The 22522-nt window shown below is 57.2% G+C and carries 19 protein-coding genes; 10 read left to right on the top strand and 9 right to left on the bottom strand.

All coding sequences use genetic code 11. From position 1 onward, the window contains the following. Nucleotides 1–11: 11 nt before the first annotated feature. The 6 genes from BJP61_RS03995 to tamA all read right to left on the bottom strand — a co-directional run bounded on the left by BJP61_RS03995 (nt 12) and on the right by tamA (nt 10002). Nucleotides 12–2522 carry an outer membrane usher protein gene (locus BJP61_RS03995; RefSeq protein WP_171997854.1) on the bottom strand — a complete coding sequence of 837 codons (2511 nt, stop codon included), beginning with the start codon at nt 2520–2522 and terminating at the stop codon, nt 12–14. Nucleotides 2523–2581: 59 nt separating this feature from the next. Beyond that, nucleotides 2582–3133: a fimbrial protein gene (locus tag BJP61_RS03990; RefSeq protein ID WP_171997853.1), complete on the bottom strand. Its 552-nt coding sequence runs from the start codon at nt 3131–3133 to the stop codon at nt 2582–2584. Nucleotides 3134–3206: 73 nt separating this feature from the next. Further along, nucleotides 3207–3740 (bottom strand): fimbrial protein, encoded by a 534-nt coding sequence (locus BJP61_RS03985; RefSeq protein ID WP_161579579.1) that lies wholly within the window; start codon nt 3738–3740, stop codon nt 3207–3209. A 417-nt stretch (nt 3741–4157) separates the two neighbouring features. Then, nucleotides 4158–4493 (bottom strand): gamma-glutamylcyclotransferase, encoded by a 336-nt coding sequence (locus tag BJP61_RS03980; protein ID WP_004387569.1) that lies wholly within the window; start codon nt 4491–4493, stop codon nt 4158–4160. A 2-nt stretch (nt 4494–4495) separates the two neighbouring features. Beyond that, on the bottom strand, nt 4496–8272 hold the full coding sequence (locus tag BJP61_RS03975; protein ID WP_171997852.1) for a translocation/assembly module TamB domain-containing protein: 3777 nt from the start codon (nt 8270–8272) through the stop codon (nt 4496–4498). Next, a complete protein-coding gene (gene tamA / locus BJP61_RS03970; RefSeq protein ID WP_075192351.1) occupies nt 8269–10002 on the bottom strand; it encodes an autotransporter assembly complex protein TamA in 1734 nt (577 codons plus the stop codon). The genes BJP61_RS03975 and tamA overlap by 4 nt, the downstream gene beginning before the upstream one ends. 224 nt (nt 10003–10226) lie before the next feature. Here tamA and msrA point away from each other — a divergent pair, with 224 nt between their 5' ends. The 3 genes from msrA (at nt 10227) to BJP61_RS03955 (ending at nt 13915) form a co-directional block, all read left to right on the top strand. Continuing rightward, nucleotides 10227–10865 (top strand): peptide-methionine (S)-S-oxide reductase MsrA, encoded by a 639-nt coding sequence (msrA, locus tag BJP61_RS03965; protein WP_038867588.1) that lies wholly within the window; start codon nt 10227–10229, stop codon nt 10863–10865. A 105-nt stretch (nt 10866–10970) separates the two neighbouring features. Then, complete coding sequence (locus BJP61_RS03960) at nt 10971–12386, top strand: DUF1996 domain-containing protein (RefSeq protein WP_075192350.1); 1416 nt, start codon at nt 10971–10973, stop codon at nt 12384–12386. 197 nt (nt 12387–12583) lie between these two features. Next, nucleotides 12584–13915 carry a hemolysin family protein gene (locus tag BJP61_RS03955; RefSeq protein WP_038867583.1) on the top strand — a complete coding sequence of 444 codons (1332 nt, stop codon included), beginning with the start codon at nt 12584–12586 and terminating at the stop codon, nt 13913–13915. Nucleotides 13916–13979: 64 nt separating this feature from the next. Here BJP61_RS03955 and BJP61_RS03950 read toward each other — a convergent pair whose 3' ends face one another. Next, nucleotides 13980–14186 carry a DUF1107 domain-containing protein gene (locus BJP61_RS03950; RefSeq protein WP_004387562.1) on the bottom strand — a complete coding sequence of 69 codons (207 nt, stop codon included), beginning with the start codon at nt 14184–14186 and terminating at the stop codon, nt 13980–13982. Nucleotides 14187–14514: 328 nt separating this feature from the next. On the opposite strand from BJP61_RS03950, the gene BJP61_RS03945 reads away from it, so the two are divergent. Continuing rightward, the gene (locus BJP61_RS03945) at nt 14515–15072 is read left to right on the top strand and encodes a YtfJ family protein (protein ID WP_038867581.1); all 558 of its coding nucleotides are present in this window, start codon (nt 14515–14517) and stop codon (nt 15070–15072) included. Here the strand turns inward: BJP61_RS03945 and cysQ are convergent. Then, a complete protein-coding gene (gene cysQ / locus BJP61_RS03940) occupies nt 15062–15805 on the bottom strand; it encodes a 3'(2'),5'-bisphosphate nucleotidase CysQ (protein ID WP_171997851.1) in 744 nt (247 codons plus the stop codon). The genes BJP61_RS03945 and cysQ overlap by 11 nt on opposite strands. A gap of 219 nt (nt 15806–16024) precedes the next feature. Here cysQ and BJP61_RS03935 point away from each other — a divergent pair, with 219 nt between their 5' ends. Beyond that, nucleotides 16025–17968, top strand: coding sequence for a bifunctional 2',3'-cyclic-nucleotide 2'-phosphodiesterase/3'-nucleotidase (locus BJP61_RS03935; protein WP_171997850.1), 1944 nt, complete (start codon nt 16025–16027; stop codon nt 17966–17968). A gap of 120 nt (nt 17969–18088) precedes the next feature. Here BJP61_RS03935 and BJP61_RS03930 read toward each other — a convergent pair whose 3' ends face one another. Beyond that, nucleotides 18089–18469 carry a helix-turn-helix domain-containing protein gene (locus tag BJP61_RS03930; RefSeq protein ID WP_075192347.1) on the bottom strand — a complete coding sequence of 127 codons (381 nt, stop codon included), beginning with the start codon at nt 18467–18469 and terminating at the stop codon, nt 18089–18091. An 89-nt stretch (nt 18470–18558) separates the two neighbouring features. On the opposite strand from BJP61_RS03930, the gene BJP61_RS03925 reads away from it, so the two are divergent. The 5 genes from BJP61_RS03925 (at nt 18559) to BJP61_RS03905 (ending at nt 22492) form a co-directional block, all read left to right on the top strand. Beyond that, complete coding sequence (locus BJP61_RS03925; protein ID WP_171997849.1) at nt 18559–19413, top strand: SDR family oxidoreductase; 855 nt, start codon at nt 18559–18561, stop codon at nt 19411–19413. 108 nt (nt 19414–19521) lie between these two features. Continuing rightward, the gene (locus BJP61_RS03920) at nt 19522–19893 is read left to right on the top strand and encodes a lysozyme inhibitor LprI family protein (RefSeq protein ID WP_038868348.1); all 372 of its coding nucleotides are present in this window, start codon (nt 19522–19524) and stop codon (nt 19891–19893) included. An 85-nt stretch (nt 19894–19978) separates the two neighbouring features. Then, a complete protein-coding gene (locus BJP61_RS03915; protein ID WP_038867572.1) occupies nt 19979–20803 on the top strand; it encodes an AraC family transcriptional regulator in 825 nt (274 codons plus the stop codon). 59 nt (nt 20804–20862) lie between these two features. Further along, entirely contained in the window at nt 20863–21444 is a 582-nt protein-coding gene (locus BJP61_RS03910) for a DUF1349 domain-containing protein (protein ID WP_075192344.1), read from the top strand. A 79-nt stretch (nt 21445–21523) separates the two neighbouring features. Continuing rightward, nucleotides 21524–22492: a DMT family transporter gene (locus BJP61_RS03905; RefSeq protein WP_038867568.1), complete on the top strand. Its 969-nt coding sequence runs from the start codon at nt 21524–21526 to the stop codon at nt 22490–22492. Nucleotides 22493–22522: the final 30 nt, after the last annotated feature.

Raw genomic sequence — 22522 nt, 5'->3', positions numbered from 1 at the left:
ACCGCCGCGCCTTAACGGCACGGCAATAGCAGATTTCCGTTCTCGCTCGTCCCTTGCAGGTTTTCTGGCAGCGTGACCGCACATTGCGTTGCGCCATTCCAGTTCACCTGTAATTTGTGGCCCGGCTTCAGACCGCTTAACCAGGCCTGGCCCTCGTCATTGACGATGCCGACTTCCTGATTTTCCGCGTTACGCACGCTGGCGCCGAATGGCGGGAAAGTGCCGTCCGCGAGACGGATAATCGCCATCGCCTTAAGGCCGGAAATCACATTAAATTTGCGATAGCCAATCGCGCCTTCGGTAAGCGTTGCCTGCACCACCGATGCAGTCGCTTCCGCATCCTCTGGCAACTTGTTGATATCAATGCTCAGGCTGTTTTTGCTGTAATCACTGACATCCGTCACCACCGCTTTGCCGAAATGGTTGGTAGTGGTGGCGTTGGCATAACCCTGTACCGGGATATCCGCCGCATCGCCGGTATCTAACAGCACGCGCGTTCCGCCCATGACGTTAGAACGGTGCAGCGCGGCGCCTTTCGCCGTTGCCGTCATCCCGCCGCGCAGCGATACGCCCGCTGAGCTGTACTGACCATGCTGGTAATCCAGGTTGCCGCTCACCTCGGCGAGTTCGCCCGGATGATCGTAATAGCCGCTCAGGTTGCCGCCGTCATCGCTGCCGCCCGCCGCGATACGGTAGTTATCGCCATTATCTAACCGGTCGAAATAGCTCAGGTTGTGGTTACTGGCGTCCGCGCTGTATGACGAGTTAAGCCCCAGCGTGCCGGTATCGCCCATCGGTAAGGAGAGCGACATATACATGCCGTCGTCGTTTTCGCCGTTAAACTTATTGCGGTACGCTGTGAGCGACGCGCTAATATTTTTCATTTTCCCGATATCGAAATAGCGTGACAGCGACAGGCTGTAGCGATCTTCCGCCGGGTTATTCCAGTAGGTCTGGTGCGAATAGTTCAGGTACGCGCTCAGCCCGATGCTCTCAAACTGCTGGCTGAAGGAGACGGTGTACATCTCCTTGCTTTGCATGAAATCGCCGTTATCCGCTTTGTAATTCAGATAATCGTTAAAGCTCATAAAGTCTTTTTCTGAGAAGCGATAACCTGCGAAGGTCACCTGGCTTCCGGTTTCATCAAAGCGCTTCGAATAGCTCACGCGATAAGACTGACCGTGACGCTCTTCGCCACCGTCGAGCTTCGCCCCGGAGCGGGTAATATCGAATGCCAGCGCCCCCAGCGCCATCAAATCGCGGCCGACACCCAGCGCCGTTGCAAGATAGTTGCGGCTTGCCACCAGACCGCCATAGAGTGACCAGCCGTTGCTGATACCCCAGGAAAATTCACCAGAGCCGAAACCACTGCCTTCGCTATGGTGATCGTAAGTACTCGGCCGCCCGGCATACATTTTGTAACGCACGCTGCCGGGGCGCGTCAGATACGGGATCGACGCGGTGTTCACTTTATATTCCTGCACCGAGCCGTCCTGCTCCTGCACGCGCACATCCAGCGCGCCGGACACCGAGTTATTCAGATCCTGAATCGCGAACGGCCCCGCCGCGACCTGAGTTTCATATATCACGCGCCCCTGCTGAGAAATCGTCACTTTAGCGTTGGTTTTCGCCACGCCGGTGACCTCAGGCGCGTAACCGCGCAGGTTCGGCGGCAGCATATTGTCGTCGGAAACCACGCTCGCGCCTGCAAAACGCACGCTGTCGAACAGATCCGAGTTCATATAGTCTTCGCCGAGCGTTAATTTCGCGCCCATTTTTGGCAGCGCCCGGTACATCTGAAAACGGCTCCAGGTCCACTTTTTCTGGCCGCTGGTATTTTCCGATTGATCGTCATAGTTAGCCTGCCAGTCGGCGCGTAAGCGCCACGGCCCGACATTAGCGCCAACGGTACCGTTGCCGGAGACCGATTTATCATCGCCGCCCTGGCTGCCTTCGTTATGGCGCGTCTGGGCGTTAACGTTGTAATCCGCAATCAGGCCCGGAATACCGTCGTCCCACATTGAGGGCGGCACCCAGTCATCAGAGGTATATTCCAGGTACGCCTGGGGTACGTTCAGCGTTAGCGTACCGCTGCCCAGATCCGGCGTCGCCTCTACGCCGTTCAGCGCCGTCACATCCACGCACTGGCCGTTATGCCAGGTTTTCAGCTGTGTAAAATATTTCTCTTTAAAACCGAATTTCTTCACCTGATCCGGCGTAAAACAGATGCGCGTCTGGCTTTTGTCATTTTCGTCAGCCAGAACGCTGACAGGCTGTTCTTCAAGCTGGTTCTGATTAACTTTAATAGTAAAGGTATAATCGCCCGGCATAATATAGCCGCGCTTTGAAAACTGACTCAGATCGATATTCTGCTTATCTTTTACGTCTAATACGTCCGTATTAAACTGGATATCATCCGCCGCCATTGCGGGGGTCCGTAAACACGCGCAGATGCATAACGCCAGCGCTGACGGCACCATCAGTGTTGATAGAGTGGCATGCTTATTATGTTGTCTGGCCATATCCCTTTTGCCGGTTTACGGGCAATCTCTGTCAAAAAAATCAGCAATAAAGAAGGTGCTTAAAAATAATCAATACGATATTTAATTACCGATGAGTATTCGCCTGGACGTAGCCCATCATCATTTGCTTTAAGGCGTAGCTCGTAATCCAGTTTAATATCGTCACCAGAGATTTCTGTATAAGGCAATGGCTGTCCGGGGTGGATCTCATCCCCGTTTTTACTGGCAATTTCCAGCGCCACGCCGCCTGCTTCGCCTGTTACCTGAAACAGTCCGTCATCGTCAGCACCATCAAAGGTCACCTGCAAAAACTGCCATGGCGCGTCGCCTGGCTCTCCGGTATCAAATGTACAATTCACCAGATGAATGGAAAACGGCTGTGCAATGCTTTCGCCTGCACGCTTCAGCACATTCATCGATGCTGCCGGCATTTCGATAGACTGGTAACGACTCTCCATGGCGATATCACAAGCTCTGGAAACAATGGAGCCTTGCATACTCACTCGACCATTTAAGCCGATATCAAATTCGGAAGCCTGATGCGATGCCTTCGCGGCCAACGCTGTACATCCCAGGGCCAAAGCTATTGCATAACACCTGATTTTGGTCATGAGATCCGTCTCTGAAAGAGGGGGAAACCATACGCCCGCCAGGGCGGACGTATGTTCCCTGGTAACGCTAAACTTATTCGTAAGCCAGAGTGAAGTCAGCTACAGCGGTGAAGTCACCCGGGGTCACGGTTGCAGACGCGCCGTCGCCCTGCAGGTAAGCGGAGAACAGCAGCGTGTTATTACCATTCTGCAGTTCACGCGCTTCAGACGCTTCGCCCAGTTTGATCTGCTCGCCGTTGCCGTCGGTCAGGATCAGGCTGGCACCTTTCGCTGTACCGGTAATACCCAGAGAACCGTCCGTTGCACCTTCAGCGCCGGTAAACGTGGTTTTAACGGATTTCAGCGTGGAAACATCACAGTTTTCCAGCTTGATTTCGAAGTTACGCGGTACGGAAGTACCGGTGTTACCGTTTGCTTTCAGCGCAACGTTAGAAACCTGGCCCATGCTCACGGTCTGATCGATGCTGTCCGGGTTGATAGAGCACGGCGCATCAATAATAGAACCAGTGAAAGTCACTTTTCCGTGGCCCTGATCTTTTGCGTTAGCCATACCTGCCGCCAGCATCAGACCCATTGCCGCTGCCAGAGAAACTTTGCTGAATTTCATGATTTTTCCTTGAGTTAAATTAACGGGTTCCTTTAAAAACCTTCAAAGTGATCAATATAATATTCACTACACAAATATGTAATGCCACTTATATTTGCCACACCTCGAATTCATGGGAATTTTATGTTCCGCATCAGGAGTCATCAAGAAATATAAAGTCTAAAAAAAGAACAGAATTATCTTCATGAAAGGAATGAAACCAATTCTCTGAAAATCAGAATAAAAATGCATTAATCAGGCATTTAAACACGGTTGATAAATAACATTGCTTATCAATGCAGATTCACTCAATTCCCCATGAACTTTTTTGGCCCCATAATTAATAAAAAGCAATTAACATCCATTAAAAAGCATATTTAATTAAACTACAGACAATAAAAAACCACGCCGAAGCGTGGTTTTCAAAGGATATTGACGTTACCTGTCGAGCCAGTTACCGCTCTCAATACGGGTAAGCCCTTCTGTAGGACGCTGATACACATACATCCAGGCGCTGCCGTACGGCGTCTGGATAAGCTGGCGTTTATACTCGCCGCGCGCGGTGCGCAGCGCATCCAGCTCGGCAAGCGTCGTGGCATCGATACGATACACCTCGCCGACGACCGAGCCCTCTCCCGGCACTGCGCCCGGATAGTGGCCCAGGCTGAAGAGCTGGTAGTTTTCGATGTCGTAATCACCCAGCCACTGGGCGTTGGTCATCCAGTGGCTGTTGCCCTGTTTGCGTCGTAAACTGCCGTAGACAAATATTCGCATTGCTAAAACTCAAACTGATAGAGCAAATCAAGTGCCTGATCTACGCCAGACACCGCTTCCAGATATAGCTTAGGCATCAGGCGATACCTTAGCGTGAGCGTCGCCAGCGAGTCAAAAATGCCCACGCCGTATTTCACCTGGAGACCCGGCAGTACATAGCCGCTGACCACCACCTGGGAGGAATCCCCTACCCCTTCGGTGTCCAGCGCCAGATTGCTTACGCCAAACGTCTCGCCGATTTTACCCACAACCTGCCCACTTTGTGCAACCCCCAGGCCAATTAGCATGGAAGTCATGGCATCGCTGTCGCTCTGGCCGCTCTCCAGCCCTTGTCCGCGCAGCAGATAAGAAAGCGCTTCCTGCTGCGACATCGCCGGGTCGGAGAAGACTTCCACCTTCGGCTCGTCAGTCTCGCCGGTGACACGCACACCAGCGATCACATCGTTTTCTGTCGCCTCAGGGTTACGGATCGCCTCAATATTCAGCAGCGGCCTGTCCGGCGGACCGGAGAACAGCAGCTCCCCTTTACGCACCAGCAAATCCTGACCATAGGCGTGGAAGCGCCCTTCCGGAATATTGATCTGCCCGTTCAGGCCCAGGCCCTGTTTATCCTGCGCGGCTTTGAGGTCGCCGGTAAGGCGTGCCTTCAGCCCAAAAGCATCTATCCGCACGTTATTTCCAACGTGAACGATCAGATTACTATTAACAGGAATGGACGCGCGCTGTTCTTCTTCCGGTTTCAGATTTTCATCGAGCAAAACTTCATCACTGGAGACGCCCACCGCGCTTTCCGGCAGGTCATGCACCACGATACGCGCCCAGGGCACATCCACACGGCCATCGAGCGTGATAAGGCTCGGCGTCGCTTCCAGCACCACATCCGGCGAGACATCCAGTCGCACCATCGGCGGCACGGTGATCCGCACCCGGCTGCCACGCGCCGCCACCCTGGCGCGCCAGTTATCGATCTGGCTCCAGTCTGCGTTGCCGTCGAGCGCGATTTCGCCCTGTTTCGTGCGCACCACGCCCTGTAGCGTCGAGCTCATCCCGTTGAAGTTCATCGCCAGCTGGCTTGGCTGCATATCGAAGGGCATAAAGTTTCCTTCGATATCGACACCATTGAGCTGCATCTGACCGAAAAGCTGCGGCTGACGCGCGTTGCCGCCAAGCCGCAGGCTGGCGCTCAGAATGCCCGCCGCCTTTTCACCGCGTGAAAAGACCGGATTAGCGATAGCAAGCGAGAAATTACGGATATTCACGTTCCCGGAGAGGTTACGACGCTCCTGCGGGTCCGCCACCTGAATATCGCCGTCAAACTGCCCGTTGTTCGCCAGCCGAATCAGCCAGTTAAGCCGCGCGCGGTTATTGCGCAGTTCCGCGTTAAGATTCAGCGTATCAAACGCCACCAGCAGCGGACTGCCGTTAACCAGCTGCGTGACGCGCACGCCGCGCCCGGCCAGCTGCACCTGTCCCTGCGGCAGCCCTTCTTTCGTTGTGTCCCAACTGACGTCTGCCTTACCGGTAAAGAGGCCGCTCGCCTGCGTTTCTTCCGGCATAAACGGCTTAATCATCGCGAGATCGAAGCGGTTGAGGTTAACCTGCGCGCGGCCGCTGGCGCCCGCGTCGATAGTTTGCGGCACGCACAGTTCGGCGTTCGGGTTACGCCAGCAGTGCGGGCCAATGGCGATTTTCTGCTCCTGACCGCGATAATCGAGCGTGAGCGCCCGGCTCAGCGCCCACGGGCCCACCGGGGTGGCGAAACGGGTATTATCAATCTCACCGCGCCAGCGCATGGCCTGACGGTCAAAACTGCCGCGCAGGTCAAGCTGGCCGGAGACCGGCTCGCCCTGCACGCGCAACGCCATCTGGTGCGATTTCTCGTTGCCTTTGGCCGCAAGCGTAATCAGCCGCAGATTGATATCCCCCTGCATAAGACGCTCGACACGCAGATCCAGCGTGCCGCCAATCTGATCGGTGGATTTTACATCGCCCAGCAGACGCACCTGGGCCACAGAGAGTTCCTGCCAGCGCAGATTGCGTGCGGTCACATCCGCGTTGAGCTCCGGCGCGTCGACGTTGCCGCGAATTTTCACCAGCCCTTTCGCCGTGCCGCCGAGGCCCGGCAGCGCGTTGTCGAGCGCGGGCGCGTCGATCGTCGCGTCAAGCGAGAGATCTTTTACGCCGAGATCGCCTTTGATGTCTGCTTTGTTGCGCCCAAGCTCCAGATGCAGGCCCGGAATCGTCCATTGCAGATAGCTGTTGCCCTTCAGCTTACCGTCAACATTCACTTTGTTCTGTTTGACGTTCCCTGCAAGTTTCAACTCCGGCACGTCAAGCTGCCAGGTACCGCCGTAAAGGCTCCCGCGCAGCTTTATCAGCCCGTCGAGCTTCGACGGCCATTCTGGATACTGTTTCGCGGTGTTAATGTCCTTGAGGGCCAGCTCGCCGCGCCAGCTGATGGCCTGCTGCCAGTCGAGCAGCGCCGTCAGCGTGGTGTGGCCCTGGAGCGCCGCGACATCCAGCTTGTCGATATTAATTTGCTGTTCATTGCCCTTACCGTCGAGCGTAATGGTGGCGGGGGGCAATTGTTCCCCTTTGACGGCGGTGCGAAACGACAGCGCGTAGTCGGTCATTTTGCCGGAAAGCTTCAGCTTCAGATCATCCGCCTGATACTGACGCGGGCCAGTGAGCGGCCAGTAGAGTTGATCGCTGGTGATATCCAGATTAAGCGGCAGCCCGGCTTCGGCAAGCTTCGTCTGGCCGCGCAGCACCACGTCTACCGGGCCGGAAAGATTAACGCCGAACTCCAGCTGCTCGCGCAGCGCGCCGCCCACTTTAAGCTTCACCTTTTCGCCCTTGAGCGGCTCGACGTTTAGCGTGCTGTTGAGGGTGATATCCACCGGCCAGTTATTGCGCAGCTCGGCGCTGCCGGTGGCGTTCACCGTGCCCTGGTTCGAGTCGATATCCAGCGTGTCGAGCTTCGTCACACCATCCACGCTGCTGATTTTCACCAGCATATTATTAACCGTGATATCGGTGTCGCCGGTCAGGCGCAGCTGTTCGCCGCGAAAACTTTCCACCGTCAGGTTCAGCGGCAGATGCACGTCGGTCATCTCCGGCAGCACCGGTTTTGAGAACAGGTCACGCAGCGTCTCGCCAAGCGGTTTTTCCTGCGGCTGCGGGTTGTTGACCTTCGGTTCAACCACTTCTTCCTGCGCGACATCCGCCGCTTTCGGCAGCGCTATCAGCAGCCCCTGCAACGAAGTGGGTTTGAGCGTCAGGTTACGGCTCTCCCAGGCGAGGCCCGAGCTGAAATCCATCACCGACACCAGCGTGTCGTCGATTTTAATATTAACGTTATGCAGCGCCGCCCGGCTCAGCGTAATCGGGTACGGCGTGGAGAGATCAAGCGGCCCGCTCTCCTCTTCTTCCACTTTCGCGGCAGGCGGCATCTTTTTAGTATCCACCACCACATTCACATCTTTCAGTGAGAAATCGTTCACGCACAGGCTGCTGTCGCGCAGGCAGGCGAGCTTCACAGAAAGATGGATTTCACCGGCGTTAACGTCCACGCCCGGTTGCTGGTAGCGCAGCGAGGTGACGGTAAGGTTACGCCAGCCCCCGGTAACGCGGCCGATATCCAGCCCCGGCACCCAGCGGTTCGCCGCGTTGAAAATCAGATGCAGGCCGGTAGTCGTGCCCACCAGAAACCCGACGGTAGCGATAAGCAGAACTATGACGGCCAGTACGGCGAGGCTGATTTTTTTTACACGACTCATAATTCAGGCCCCAGACCGATGTAAAACTGCAAACCATGCTCCTCTTTGTCGCCTACCGGCACCGCGAAATCGAGCTTGATGGGGCCGACCGGCGACTGCCAGCGTACCCCGACGCCCGCGCCGGTTTTGAAATTACTCTGTTTGATGTCGTTAACCGCTTCGCCGGAATCGACAAACACCGCGCCCCACCATTTACCGGTGACGTTGTACTGGTACTCAAGCGACCCGGTGGCGAGTTTCGAGGCGCCCGTCAGCTTGCCGTCGTCGTCTTCAGGCGAAATCGATTTGTATTTATACCCGCGAATGCTGCGGTCGCCGCCCGCGAAGAAACGCAGATCCGGCGGCACACGCTCAAAATCATTGGTCTCTATCCAGCCGAGATTGCCGCGCGCCACAAAGCGGTGTTTGTCATAGAGCGTGCGGATCCAGACGTTTTGCGCCTGCAACACGACGAAATCGACATCCGAGCCCCAGGCGGTGTCCGAGTAGTCGATGGAATAGCGCTGCGAATCACCCCAGGTCGGCATCAGGCCGCCTCGTGAGCGGGTGCGGCTCAGCATGACGCCAGGATAGAGCAGCATCGTGGTGTGGGTGACGTTGGCCTGGGTAAAGTGGTCGAGGCTCCAGCGCAGGTTAATGGCGCGCTGCCAGCCGCTGGAGAGATCCCAGTAGCGTGAAACCGCAAGCGTCGTTGAGTCGGCTTCGGTGTCGTTGAGATCGGTGCGCTTAAAACCGCCCTGCAGCAGGTAATACTGCTCCAGCGGGTTCTTCAGCAGCGGCATTTTATAGCTGAAATCGAGCTGCTGTTCCGGCGCGGAAATACTGGTCGAGGTGGTCAGGCTATGGCCGTAAGAGTTGATCCACGGCTTACGCCAGTTCGCTTTCAGGCGCGGCCCGACATCGGTGGAATACCCGGCGCCCACCTCGACGGTGTTTTTAATGCGCGGCGAGACCACGCCCCGCAGCGGCAACACTTTCGTCTTACGGGATTTTTCAAACTCCGGCGCCACCACCACCGAGTTAAACCAGCCGGTGGCGGATAATCGACGGCTCAGCTCCGCTACGTCGCTCGACTGGTAGTCATCGCCTTTTTTAAACGGCACGAGGTTTTGCAGATACTCCTCGCGGATTTGCGAGCCCGCAAAAGTCACGTCGCCGAAGCGATAGCGCGTACCGCTGTCATAATCGATATCCCAGAACGCCTGGCGACGCTCGACCGACACGCCGAGCTGGCTCTTTTTGTATTCGCTGTCGAAATAGCCCCGACGCAGCGCCACGCTGGTCAGCCCTTTTTTGAAGCTATCGTAGTCGTTATGGTTCAGCACGGTGCCGACGGCGGGACGCTTTTTCAGCAGCGCGAGATACTCTTTATCATCGCGCGCGCCGCCGCGCAGGATGACATTGGTGGCGCCGATACGCACCGGCTCGCCGGGGTTAACGCGCGCCAGCAGCACCTGACGGCGACCGCCGGGCGGCGGCTCGCGCAGTTCAAAATCAATGGTGGGTTCATAATAGCCCAGCGCTTTCAGCCCGTTACGGATGGCGTCATCGACGCGCGCGCGAAAGCGGCGGTCCGGCGTGACCTCATCAACCTGAATGGTGGAAAGCTGAGCGCGAACGTTTTTTTGCAGCGCGCCGGACAACCCTTCTACCTGCAAACGCACGGGCGCCGCAGTCGAGGCGCTCGCCATCAGCAGTGCGGCCCAGCACAAGTTACGGATTTGTGGCACGTTTTCTCCTGAATATCCCTTATTCCCACCCCTGGAAGGAAACCTGATGCCGCTCCGTGGCCTGACAAAACTCCGCTAAATGGAGTTGAAAAAAAGACGATCAGCCAAATATTTCTTATGTTTAATTTAGTCGCATTTAAACGCTTTATTGTGGGCAAAGAGCCGCTTCGTGACAACCGCAGGCGAAAATTTGCGCGCTCAACATTTTTCAGGAGGTCGGCGCCATGAGTTTTTTTGATAAGAAACAGCTAGTTACCCAGGAAGATGCACTGCCCGGGCGAAACACCAAAATGCCGGTGGCGTCACTGCATACCGTGACGGGTCACTCAATGACCAACGTGCCGGAGGGTATGGAAGTGGCGCTGTTCGCGATGGGCTGCTTCTGGGGTGTGGAACGGCTGTTCTGGCCATTGCCGGGCGTCTACAGCACCGCAGCGGGCTATACCGGCGGCTATACGCCGAACCCGACCTACCGCGAAGTATGTAGCGGTCAGACCGGACACGCCGAAGCGGTGCGTGTCGTTTATGACCCGAAAGTTATCAGCTATGACCAGCTGCTGCAGGTGTTCTGGGAAAACCACGATCCGGCGCAAGGGATGCGTCAGGGCAATGACGTCGGTACGCAATACCGTTCGGCCATTTACCCGCTGACGCCGGAGCAGGAAACGGCGGCGCTGGCGAGCCTCGATCGGTTCCGCGCGGCGATGGAAGCGGCGGGCGACTATCGCCATATCACAACGGAAATCGCCCCGGCGTCGCCGTTTTACTATGCCGAAGATGAGCACCAGCAGTATCTGCATAAAAATCCGTACGGCTACTGCGGCATTGGTGGGATCGGCGTCTGCCTGCCGCCCGAGGCCTAACGATTTATCAATTCCCGTCTTATCAGACTTTTTGATAAGTGATGAGAGGCGATAAGCGGCGCGTACATGGTATGTCTCGACCGAACCTGGCTGCGGAGACATACCATGAAAACCACAACGCTGTTGCGCACGTTTATTCCGGTTGTAACTGGCCTTAGCGCCCTCTCCGCCTGGGCTGGCCCCCAGGCGGATGTAGTCTGCTCCTTCCACCATACCGCGGGCGATGACGCCATCATGATGTATGGAATGCCGAACCATGCCATGCTGCATGACTTTTTCGGCAATACCCATACCGATGCGTATTCTGACTACACGCGACTGCGCCATCAGCCGGAAACCACCTGCAATAACAAAGCGGACAGCTCCGCCTGGTGGGCGCCCACCATGAAGCTGCCCGACGGGCAAATCGTCAGGCCCGCCTACCAGAAAACCTATTATCAGAGCACGAACGTCGATAAATACCCCCTGACACCCTTTCCGCTCGGGCTGGAGCTGCTGGCCGGCGACCATCACGGCACCGGGCCGAACAAACGCATCACTTTTCTGTGCGGCAACGGCAAGGGCTACACCAACACGGCGGGGGAAGTGTGTGGGCTGCGTGAAAAAGGCGACGCGGTGCAATTTAACATCGGCATTCAGTTTCCCAACTGTTGGGACGGCATCAACCTCAAACCGGTACGCGGCAGGATGAACGCGACTTACGCCAGCGACGCGGGCGCGTGCCCTGCGCAATTCCCGGTGAAAATCCCGACGGTTAATATGAATGTCGCCTGGGTACTGCCGCAAATCACCTCACTGGATACCGCAAAAATCGAACTCTCGATGGATCCGGAGATGAACGGTGAAACGCGCACCGAAAAATGGGGCAGCATCTACACCGCGCACGGCGATTTTATGAACGGCTGGCCGGTGGAATCGGCGCAGTTTATGACCGAAGAGTGCATGAATAATAATATGGACTGCGGCACCAATATTCCCTTCAGTTATACCCGCGCGATAGCCGACACCTGGGTCAGCAGCGCCGAGCCGCAGCGCAACTTTGGCGACGATACCACGTTGCAGGTGCAGGATGACTGGCGCAACGGCGGCCGCACCGCCAATACCGAAATCATGTCGCTGGTGAAATTTTCTATCCCGCCGCTGCCGGAGGGCTATTCCGAGGCCGACGCCGCGCTGTTTAAATATAAAATTCGTATCTATGGCGGCAAAAACGCCGAAGGGGCCGATCAGATCTTCTTTTATCCAACGGACACGCAGTGGGACGAGCATCAGGTGAACTGGAACAATCGTCCGGCCTGCAATTACCGCTCGGATGGCATACTTTATCTCGATAAACAGCGTGTCTATCGCTACGTGGATGTCGATAAAGCCGTGCGGGCCGCGCTGGCAGCCGGGAAAACGGAAATCGCCTGGTATATCGGCGGCGACCGTCAGGGCAATAACTACAGCTTCAACCCGGCCGGCAGCAAAGAAAATCTGCTGCTGATGCTGGTGGGCTATAAAACTACCCCGGAAATCTGACCTCTTTCCCCCGCAGTCTTGCCCTGGGGCGGCGGGGCTTTCTTCACGCGTTGCGCAACCCTCTGGCAGCCCCGCTGGGGCTTACGCTATACTACCCTTTGAATTTGCAGGCCTCCTTCTCTACGGGCCCGCAATCACAGTGTTTTCACACAATAATCAACTTCCCTTCCGAGGATCCGGCGATGGCTGGATAAGATATGTTAAACAGTATTTTACTGATACTTTGTCTCATTGGCGTCAGCTCGTTTTTCTCGCTTTCCGAGATCTCGCTTGCCGCCTCCCGTAAAATTAAACTCAAGCTGCTGGCCGATGAAGGCAACATCAACGCCCAACGGGTGCTGAAGATGCAGGAAAACCCCGGCACCTTCTTTACCGTGGTGCAGATAGGCCTGAACGCTGTCGCTATTCTGGGCGGTATCGTGGGCGATGCGGCGTTTTCGCCGGCGTTCTATACGCTGCTGGTCCGGTTTATCTCGCCGGAAGCCGCCGAGCAGGTCAGCTTTATCCTCTCCTTTACGCTTGTCACCAGCCTGTTCATTCTCTTCGCCGACCTGACCCCGAAACGCATCGGTATGATTGCGCCTGAAGCTGTGGCTTTGCGTATCATCAACCCGATGCGCTTCTGTCTGTTCCTCTTCCGCCCGCTGGTGTGGTTCTTTAACGGCATGGCGAATGTGATTTTCCGCATCTTCAAGCTGCCGATGGTGCGCAAAGACGACATCACTTCCGATGATATCTACGCCGTGGTGGAAGCCGGCGCGCTCGCGGGCGTGCTGCGCAAGCAAGAGCATGAGCTTATCGAAAACGTGTTTGAGCTGGAGTCGCGCACCGTGCCGTCCTCTATGACCTCGCGCGAAAACATCGTCTGGTTCGATCTCCACGAAGATGAGCACAGCCTGAAGCAGAAAATCGCCGACCATCCGCATTCAAAATTCCTGGTGTGTAATCAGGATATCGACCACATCGTCGGTTATGTCGATTCCAAAGAGCTGCTTAACCGCGTGCTGGGCAACCAGAGCCTGGCGCTCAATAGCGGCGTGCAGATTCGCAACACGCTGATCGTGCCGGATACGCTGACGCTCTCCGAAGCGCTGGAAAGCTTCAAAACAGCGGGCGAGGATTTTGCGGTTATCATGAACGAATATGCGCTGGTGGTAGGGCTTATCACGCTCAACGACGTAATGACCACGCTGATGGGCGATCTGGTTGGACAGGGGCTGGAAGAGCAGATCGTCGCGCGCGACGAAAACTCATGGCTTATCGATGGCGGCACGCCGATTGACGATGTCATGCGCGTGCTGGATATCGACGAATTCCCGCAATCCGGAAACTACGAAACCATCGGCGGCTTTATGATGTTTATGCTGCGAAAAATCCCGAAACGTACCGATTCGGTGAAATTCTCCGGGTATAAGTTCGAAGTGGTGGATATTGATAACTACCGCATCGACCAGCTGCTGGTGACGCGTATCGATAACAAACCGGGTGTCCTGACGCCCAAACTGCCGGACGAGCAAACCGCCGCCTGAGCCTCAAAACACTAACGGCCCCATCGGGGCCGTTTGTCTTTACTGCCTACGCACAACGCTGTCGTTACGCCATCTCAGTCTGGAGACGCATAACCTGACGGTTGACTTCGGACATGACGGAGTAGTGCTGCTTGTCCTTCACTTTCGGGACGAGGATTTTGCCTTTATCAAACTCGAAAGCGCCAACATCCTTGATATACAACCGTCCACGAAACAGGATCTTCACGTACTTCGCCACCTGAAGCGGGTTGTAACGTTGGAAAATTTTCATTGTTCTCTCCTGCTGAAGATTACGCCCTGCGGTACCACATTTGGACCAGCATCATTAAGGCGCAAAATTTGTTGCCAGATGACTATAGACCAGAACTGCGAGAGCACCCACTCTGCCTGACTTTATTTACCCTTTTATTACAATCTTTCAGAATTTTCTTTTCAAAACTCGAAAAACCACAGGAGAATGCCGCTTTTTTTCACGGGTTCTGTGCGTTCGCCCGCAAACTGGCACTCTGGTTGCGTGAAAACAGAAAATTAACACTTAAGCTAAAAAGCAATGGACTCAAGTGGTCCGATCACCTGCAAATGAGAAGAAGGAGCCACCTATGACCCTGCGCGGAATGCTGGCGCTGAGCTGTCTGCTGCTGCCGATGATGGCCTCAGCACATAATTTTAAAGAGAACGAGCGCGTCCCACCGGTAGGCATCAATGACAAAGGCGAGCTAATGCTGAATAAAGATCAGTTTAGCTACAAAAACTGGAACAGCGCGCAGTTACCTGGAAAAGTGCGAGTGCTGCAACATATTGCCGGACGCACCTCGGCGAAAGAGAAAAATGCGGGGCTGATTGAAGCCATCAAAGCGGCAAAATTCCCGCATGACCGCTACCAGACGACCACCGTGGTCAACAGCGACGACGCCATTCCCGGCACCGGCATGTTCGTACGCCACAGTATTGAGAGCAATAAACAGCAGTATCCATGGTCGCAGTTTATTGTCGACAGTAACGGCGTGGCGCAGAAAGCCTGGCAACTGGAGTCGGAAAGCTCGGCAATTGTTGTGCTGGATAAAGACGGGCGGGTGCGGTTCGCGAAAGACGGCGGGCTGACGCAGGATGAAGTGCAGCAGGTGATTAGCCTGCTGCAACAGTTACTCAGTAAATAGAGACGCGGAAGCTGGGGTTCAGGAAGGATTCACGCGGCGTGTAATCCAGGGTTTTGCCCTGCCAGTCGTGAACCTGCGCCCCGGCGGCAATCGCCACCGCGTGGCCTGCCGCGGTATCCCAGGTGTTGGTCGGCCCGAAGCGCGGGTAAAGCTGCGCCTCGCCTTCCGCCACCAGGCAGAATTTCAGCGACGATCCGACGGATGTGGTCTGATGCTCGCCGAGCTGTTGCAGATAATCCTGAAGCTCGGCGTTATCGCCGTGAGAGCGGCTGATCACCACGCGCGGCGGACGCGCGTCGCGCACCTGAATCTGCTTACGTACGCCGCACTCCTCTTTCCACGCTTTTCCTTCCGCCGCGCTGTACATCACCTTCAGCACCGGCGCGTAAACCACGCCAAGCACCGGCTTGCCGTCTTCAATCAGCGCGATATTGACGGTAAATTCGCCGTTGCGCTTCAGGAACTCTTTGGTGCCGTCCAGCGGGTCCACCAGCCAGTAGCGCTGCCAGTGCTGGCGTTCGTCCCAGCCTGGCGGATCTTCTTCTGAGAGCACCGGCACCTGCGGCGTCAGCGCTTTCAGCCCGGCGACAATCACCGCGTGCGCTGCGATATCCGCCGCCGTTACCGGCGAATCATCAACCTTATGGGTGGCTTCCAGCAGCTTGTGACCCTCGTAGACTTCCATGATGGCGCTGCCTGCGTCGCGCGCCAGTTGGCAAATCTGTTCTAACATTGTCATCCACCTCTTTCTCGTTTCGCAGTCCGTCCCGGCTGCGGATTTAACACCTTGTTTTATCGATATGATTTTTATATCGCATTGCGGCGTGTTCCGCTATCTGTGAAGCGATTCCGGTTTCCCCATCCTTTTTTCTGGCAGGATTCACACTTTTGTAAGCAACAAACGATAGATACATAAACTTTTGTGGCTTCGCTCTGAAAAAGGACCTGCATAATGATTAAGTTTAGTGCAACGATGATAGCCACGCTGGTCGCCGCCAGCGTGAACGCCGCCACGGTGGATTTGCGTATTCTGGAAACCACCGACCTGCACAGCAATATGATGGACTTTGACTATTACAAAGACGCGCCGACGGAAAAATTTGGTCTGGTGCGTACCGCAAGCTTAATCAACGCCGCGCGCCAGGAGGCCGTTAACAGCGTGCTGGTGGATAACGGCGATCTGATCCAGGGCAGTCCGCTTGGCGATTACATGGCGGCCAAAGGGCTGAAAGACGGCGATGTGCATCCGGTCTATAAAGCGATGAACACGCTCGATTACGCCGTCGGCAACCTCGGCAACCATGAATTCAACTACGGCCTTGATTACCTGCACAAAGCGCTGGCCGGCGCGAATTTCCCCTACGTCAACGCCAATATTATCGACGCCAGGACCCAGAAGCCCCTGTTCACTCCCTATCTGATCAAAGAAACCCAGGTGAAAGACAAAGACGGTAAGCCGCACACGCTGAAAATCGGCTATATCGGCTTTGTGCCGCCGCAAATCATGACCTGGGATAAGGCGAATCTGAGCGGCAAAGTTACCGTTAGCGATATTACCGAAACCGCCCGCAAATATGTGCCGCAGATGCGCGCAGAAGGCGCGGATCTGGTGGTCGTGGTGGCGCACTCGGGGCTTTCCGCCGAGCCCTACAAGGCGCTCGCGGAAAACTCTGTCTACTACTTAAGCCAGGTGCCAGGCGTCGACGCGATCCTCTTTGGCCACGCGCACGCCGTCTTCCCGGGCAAAGATTTTGCGGCCATCAAAGGCGCGGATATTGCGAAAGGCACGCTGAACGGCGTACCGGCCGTGATGCCGGGCATGTGGGGCGATCATCTGGGGATCGTCGATCTGGTGCTCAATAACGACGACGGCAAATGGAAAGTCGCGCAAAGCAAAGCCGAAGCTCGCCCCATCTATGACGCCCAGGCGAAGAAATCGCTCGCCGCGGAAGATCAGAATCTGGTGAAAGTGCTGAAAGCCGATCACGACGCCACGCGCGAGTTTGTCGGTCAGCCGGTCGGCAAATCCGCCGATCCGATGTACAGCTATCTGGCGCTGGTGCAGGACGATCCGACCGTGCAGGTGGTGAATAACGCCCAGAAAGCGTATGTCGAACACTTTATCCAGGGCGATCCGGATCTGGCGCAACTGCCGGTGCTCTCCGCCGCCGCGCCGTTCAAAGTGGGCGGGCGCAAAAACGATCCGGCGAGCTTTGTGGAAGTGGAAAAAGGTCAGCTGACGCTGCGCAACGCCGCCGATCTCTATCTCTACCCCAACACGCTGGTGGTGGTAAAAGCGACGGGCGCCGAGGTGAAAGAGTGGCTGGAGTGTTCCGCCGGGCAGTTTAACCAGATCGACGTCAACAGCACGACGCCGCAGCCGCTGCTGAACTGGGACGGCTTTCGCACCTATAACTTTGATGTGATAGACGGCGTGAATTACCAGATAGATGTCACGCAGCCTGCGAAATATGACGGCGAATGCCAGACCGTGAACCCAAAAGCGGAACGCATTAAGCATCTGACGTTTAACGGCAAGCCCATCGATCCAAAAGCAACCTTCCTGGTGGCGACCAATAATTATCGCGCTTACGGCGGGAAGTTCGCAGGCACGGGCGACAGCCATATCGCCTTCGCCTCGCCGGACGAAAACCGCGCGGTGCTGGCAGCGTGGATAGGCGCGGAAACCAAACGCGCGGGCGAAATCCACCCGGCGGCGGATAACAACTGGCGTCTGGCACCCATCAATAGCCGCCAGAAACTGGATATCCGCTTTGAAACCTCGCCCTCTGACAAAGCCGCCGCGTTTATCAAAGAGAAAGCGCAATATCCGCTGAAAAAGGTCGGCAACGACGACATCGGTTTTGCTGTCTATCAGCTCGACTTAAACCGCTAACCCCCTTCCCGGCCCGTAAATACGGGCCGGATATCATCCACCGCGTCGTTGCAGTATTAGCCCGGGTGTGACTGACAGTTTAAGGCAGCCGCACCCGGCATCCTGCATAACGCCCGGTTTTTACGCCGCCCGCTCGCCCCGGTTCGCCACAACCTGCGGCGTATGCACTTCTATCCAGTCCGCAAGCGCCGCCACCTTCTCGCTCACCTCCAGGCCGAGCGGCGTCAGGCTGTACTCCACATGCGGAGGCACCACCGGATAGGAGACGCGATCCACGAAGCCGTCCTGCTCCAGCGCCTGTAACGACTGCGCCAGCATTTTTTCGCTGACGCCGCCCATTTTCCGGCGCAGATCGCTGAAACGGTGCGTACCGTCGCGCAGCGCCACCAGAATCAGCACGCCCCAGCGGCTGGTCACATGCTTCAGCACGTCGCGTGACGGGCATGCTTCGGCGAACAGATTGCCATCGCGCAGCTGTTCACTCAGGGTTGGGATCGTCATAAGGATACTTACCTTTTTGTGCGTACTTACTAAAAGTGAGTTTGAGTGATAGTGTGCCACAACACACACCAGAGACAAAGGAAAAGACCATGATCGCGATTACCGGCGCTACCGGCCAGCTTGGCCAGCGCGTTATCAACACCCTCCTCAAAACCGTTGCGGCGCAGAACATTGTCGCTGTCGTTCGCAACCCGGCGAAAGCCGCCGCGCTCGCGGAACAAGGCGTGCAGGTACGCGCCGCCGACTACAGCGACGTCGCGGCGCTGACCTGCGCATTACAGGGCGTGGAAAAGCTGCTGCTCATCTCCTCAAGCGAAGTGGGCCAGCGCGTGGCGCAGCACCGAAATGTTATTGAGGCCGCCAAAGCCGCAGGCGTACAGCTCATCGCCTACACCAGCCTGCTGCATGCCGACCGCTCGCCGCTCGGGCTTGCCAATGAACACGTCGCCACCGAGAACATGCTCGCCGACGCGGGCATCCCTTACGTGCTGCTGCGTAACGGCTGGTACACCGAAAACTATCTGGCGAGCGTGCCGCCTGCGCTTGAACATGGCGTGTTTATTGGCAGCGCTGGCGACGGGAAAATCGCTTCCGCCAGCCGTCAGGATTATGCCGACGCCGCCGCCAAAGTATTAACGCTTGATAACCAGGCCGGGCGCGTGTACGAACTGGCGGGCGACGAGGCCTGGACGCCAGGCGATCTCACCGCGCTGTTAAGTCAGACTACGGGCAAAAACGTGGTGTATCAGAACCTGAGCGAGGCGGATTTCGCTGCGGCACTTACGGGCGCGGGCCTGCCGGAAAGCTTTGCGGCACTGCTGGCGGATTCTGATATCGGCGCGTCCAAAGGCGGTCTGTTTGACGACAGCCATCAGCTCAGCGCGCTCATTGGCCGCCCCACGACGCCGCTTGCGACCAGCCTGCGCGCGGCGCTCGAAAAGTAATCGCTCCTGTGCGCCAAATCTGGCAGGCTGATTTCCCTGGGCCTGCCAGATACAATGCGCTCGCCTGCCGAAGGCGCTCACAACAATAAACTGAAAACAGGGATCTTCATGAAAGCACATATTCTCGCTCTCCCGCTGCTGCTGTGCAGCGCCGCCGCATGGTCGATGAGCTGCGACAACCCGCGCAGCCCGTATGACACCACCTACTGCGCCGCGCTGGAAATGGTGCAGGGCGACCGCGACCTCAACCAGCAGTACAAAAACACCATGGCGGCGCTCTCGCCTGCGCAGAAACAGATCGTGAAAAACGCCCAGATCTCCTGGCTGAAAGTGCGTGACCACGAGTGCGCGGAAGACGCCACGCTGCTGCTCGGCTGCGTGAATGAGAAAATGGCCGCCCGCATCGCGCTGCTGAAAAGCATCGAGCGCGAGTGCCGTAACTCCGGCTGCGACGACGCCAATCTCTCCCGCATCGAATAACCGTCAGGTTAATTAATTGTTAATACCGGTGGCTAAGCCCGCAGTTGTTCTTATAATAAGGCTTCACCTCTAGTGGAGAGCCACCGTGCAAGGCGTACCCGAGCAGTTCTTCGACGAACGTGACAGCGCCCGCTTCCGACAGTTGCCCGCGCTGCCGGGCGTTGAGCTGTACCACGCCCATATCGCCCGTTACGCCTTTGAGCCTCACACGCATGAAGCCTTCGGTATCGGCGCTATCGAACTCGGCGCCGAGCGCTTTCGCTATCGCGGCGCGCAGCATGTGGCGGCAGTGAATTCTCTGGTCACGATGAACCCTGATGAGCTCCACACCGGCGAGGCGGCCACTCAGCAGGGCTGGCGCTACCGGATGATCTATCTGGAGCCACGGACGCTGGAGCAACTCACCGGCGAGCGTTGCTGGTGGTTTGGCGAGGTGGAACGTCATGACCCGCTGCGCGCGCGCCAGACAGGTCAGCTTATCGCTGCGCTCTGGTCAGCGCCGGATACGCTGGCGCAGCAGGGGCTGTTGCTTGATATCATCGACACGTTCCGCCCCTACGCACGCCATGCGCCACAGGCGACAACCGACGGCGCGCACCGTTTCGATCGGGTGCGCGACTATCTTTACGACAATTACATGCAGCCGCTGACGCTCGATGACATCGCCGCCGAGGCGTCGCTCAGCCCCTATCATTTCCAGCGCCAGTTCAAAGCCCGCTATCACGTGACGCCGCATCAGATGCTGATGGCGGTGCGGCTGTGGCGCGCCAAGCAGTTTCTCGCCGCCGGGATGCCCGCCGCCGAAGTGGCCGCCGCCGCAGGCCTGGCCGACCAGGCGCACCTCACCCGCGCGTTCACCCGCCGCTACGGCATTACCCCCGCACGCTACCAGAAACAGGTGGCCCGTTAAGCGCGCATTCGCGTCTCGCCCGGCTATAATTCAGGCACATTCGGGAACGGGGAACATAAATGGAAACTCTGGCGAACGGACGCTGGCTGAACGAACCGGCCAGCTGGCGGCTTGACAATAACGCGCTGCATGTCACCACTGACGCGCAAACGGATTTCTGGCAAACCACCTGGTATGGCTTTCAGCGCCATTCCGGGCATGTTTTCGGCGTTGAGGTGACGGGCGATTTTACGTTTCAGGTCCGCGTCGAAGGCGACTTCACCACGCTGTATGACCAGGCGGGATTGCTGCTGATGGCAGATGAACACCACTGGCTGAAGGCAGGCATTGAGTATAACGACGCGCAGCCAATGATAGGCAGCGTGCTGACGCTTGAGCGCTCCGACTGGGCGACCGGCATTTTCCCCGCCGCCCAGCAACACTTCTGGCTGCGCCTGACGCACCAGAATCACTGCCTGCGGCTTCAATATTCCACCGATGGCGAAACCTGGCCGCTGCTGCGCCTGTGTCCGTTCCCGGATGCGCAGCGCTATTTTCTGGGCGCGATGTGCTGTACGCCGACGCGCGCCGGGCTGGAGGTCACTTTCTCCGATTTCCGCCTCGGGCCGCCGAACGGTAAAGATTTGCACGATCTGAGCTAATGCGCAGCAAGCTGGTACAAGACGCGCGTTTTTGCGCCCCGCTACACTTGCCCGCTGAACAGCAAAGTGGGTGGTGGTGATGTTAACAGGCGTGTTTTATGCCCTGCTGGCGGGGCTGATGTGGGGGCTGATTTTTGTCGGCCCGTTAATCGTACCGGAATACCCGGCGGTGTTGCAGTCGATGGGGCGTTATCTCGCGCTGGGCCTGCTGGCCGTACCGCTGGCGTGGGCCGGACGCAAGCGGTTAAAACAGCTCAGCGTGCGCGACTGGCTGACCGCGCTGGCGCTGACCATGATGGGCAATCTTATCTATTACGTGTGCCTCGCGAGCGCCATTCAGCGCACCGGTGCGCCTGTTTCCACGATGATCATCGGCACGCTGCCGGTGGTCATCCCGGTTTTCGCTAATTTGCTTTACAGCCGACGCGATGGCCGTCTGCCCTGGCGACGCCTCTTTCCGGCGCTGGCGGCCATTTTCTGCGGGCTTATCTGCGTAAACTTCGCCGAGCTGCGTCAGGGCCTGCCGGGCTTCACGCCCGCCCGTTACGGGAGCGGCATCGCGCTGGCGGTCATTTCGGTTATCTGCTGGGCCTGGTATGCGCTGCGCAACGCGCGCTGGCTGCGAGAAAACCCTGACAAACACCCGATGATGTGGGCGACGGCCCAGGGGCTGGTGACGCTGCCGGTTTCACTGGCGGGTTATATTGCGGCATGCCTGTGGCTGGCAGCAGGCGACAGTGGTTTCGCGCTGCCCTTCGGCCCGCGTCCCGGCGTGTTTATCGCGCTGATGGTGGCTATCGCGCTGTTTTGCTCATGGATTGGCGCATTGTGCTGGAATATTGCGAGCCAGCGTCTGCCGACGGTGATCCTCGGGCCGCTTATCGTTTTCGAAACCCTGGCCGGGCTGCTCTATACCTTTTTACTGCGGCAGAGTATGCCGCCGCTCCTGACCCTGACCGGCATTGCCCTGCTGGCGCTGGGCGTGGTGATGGCGGTGCGGGTGAAAGTGGTGCCGGTCGCGGAACGCGCGCCACAGGAGGCGCGATAAAAAAAGGCCCGTCGGTGACGGGCCTTAAGG

The organism is Cronobacter sp. JZ38, from assembly GCF_008932145.1.
Classification (GTDB): Bacteria; Pseudomonadota; Gammaproteobacteria; order Enterobacterales; family Enterobacteriaceae; genus Cronobacter; species Cronobacter muytjensii.
This window is presented reverse-complemented; position numbering and strand designations above follow the sequence as displayed.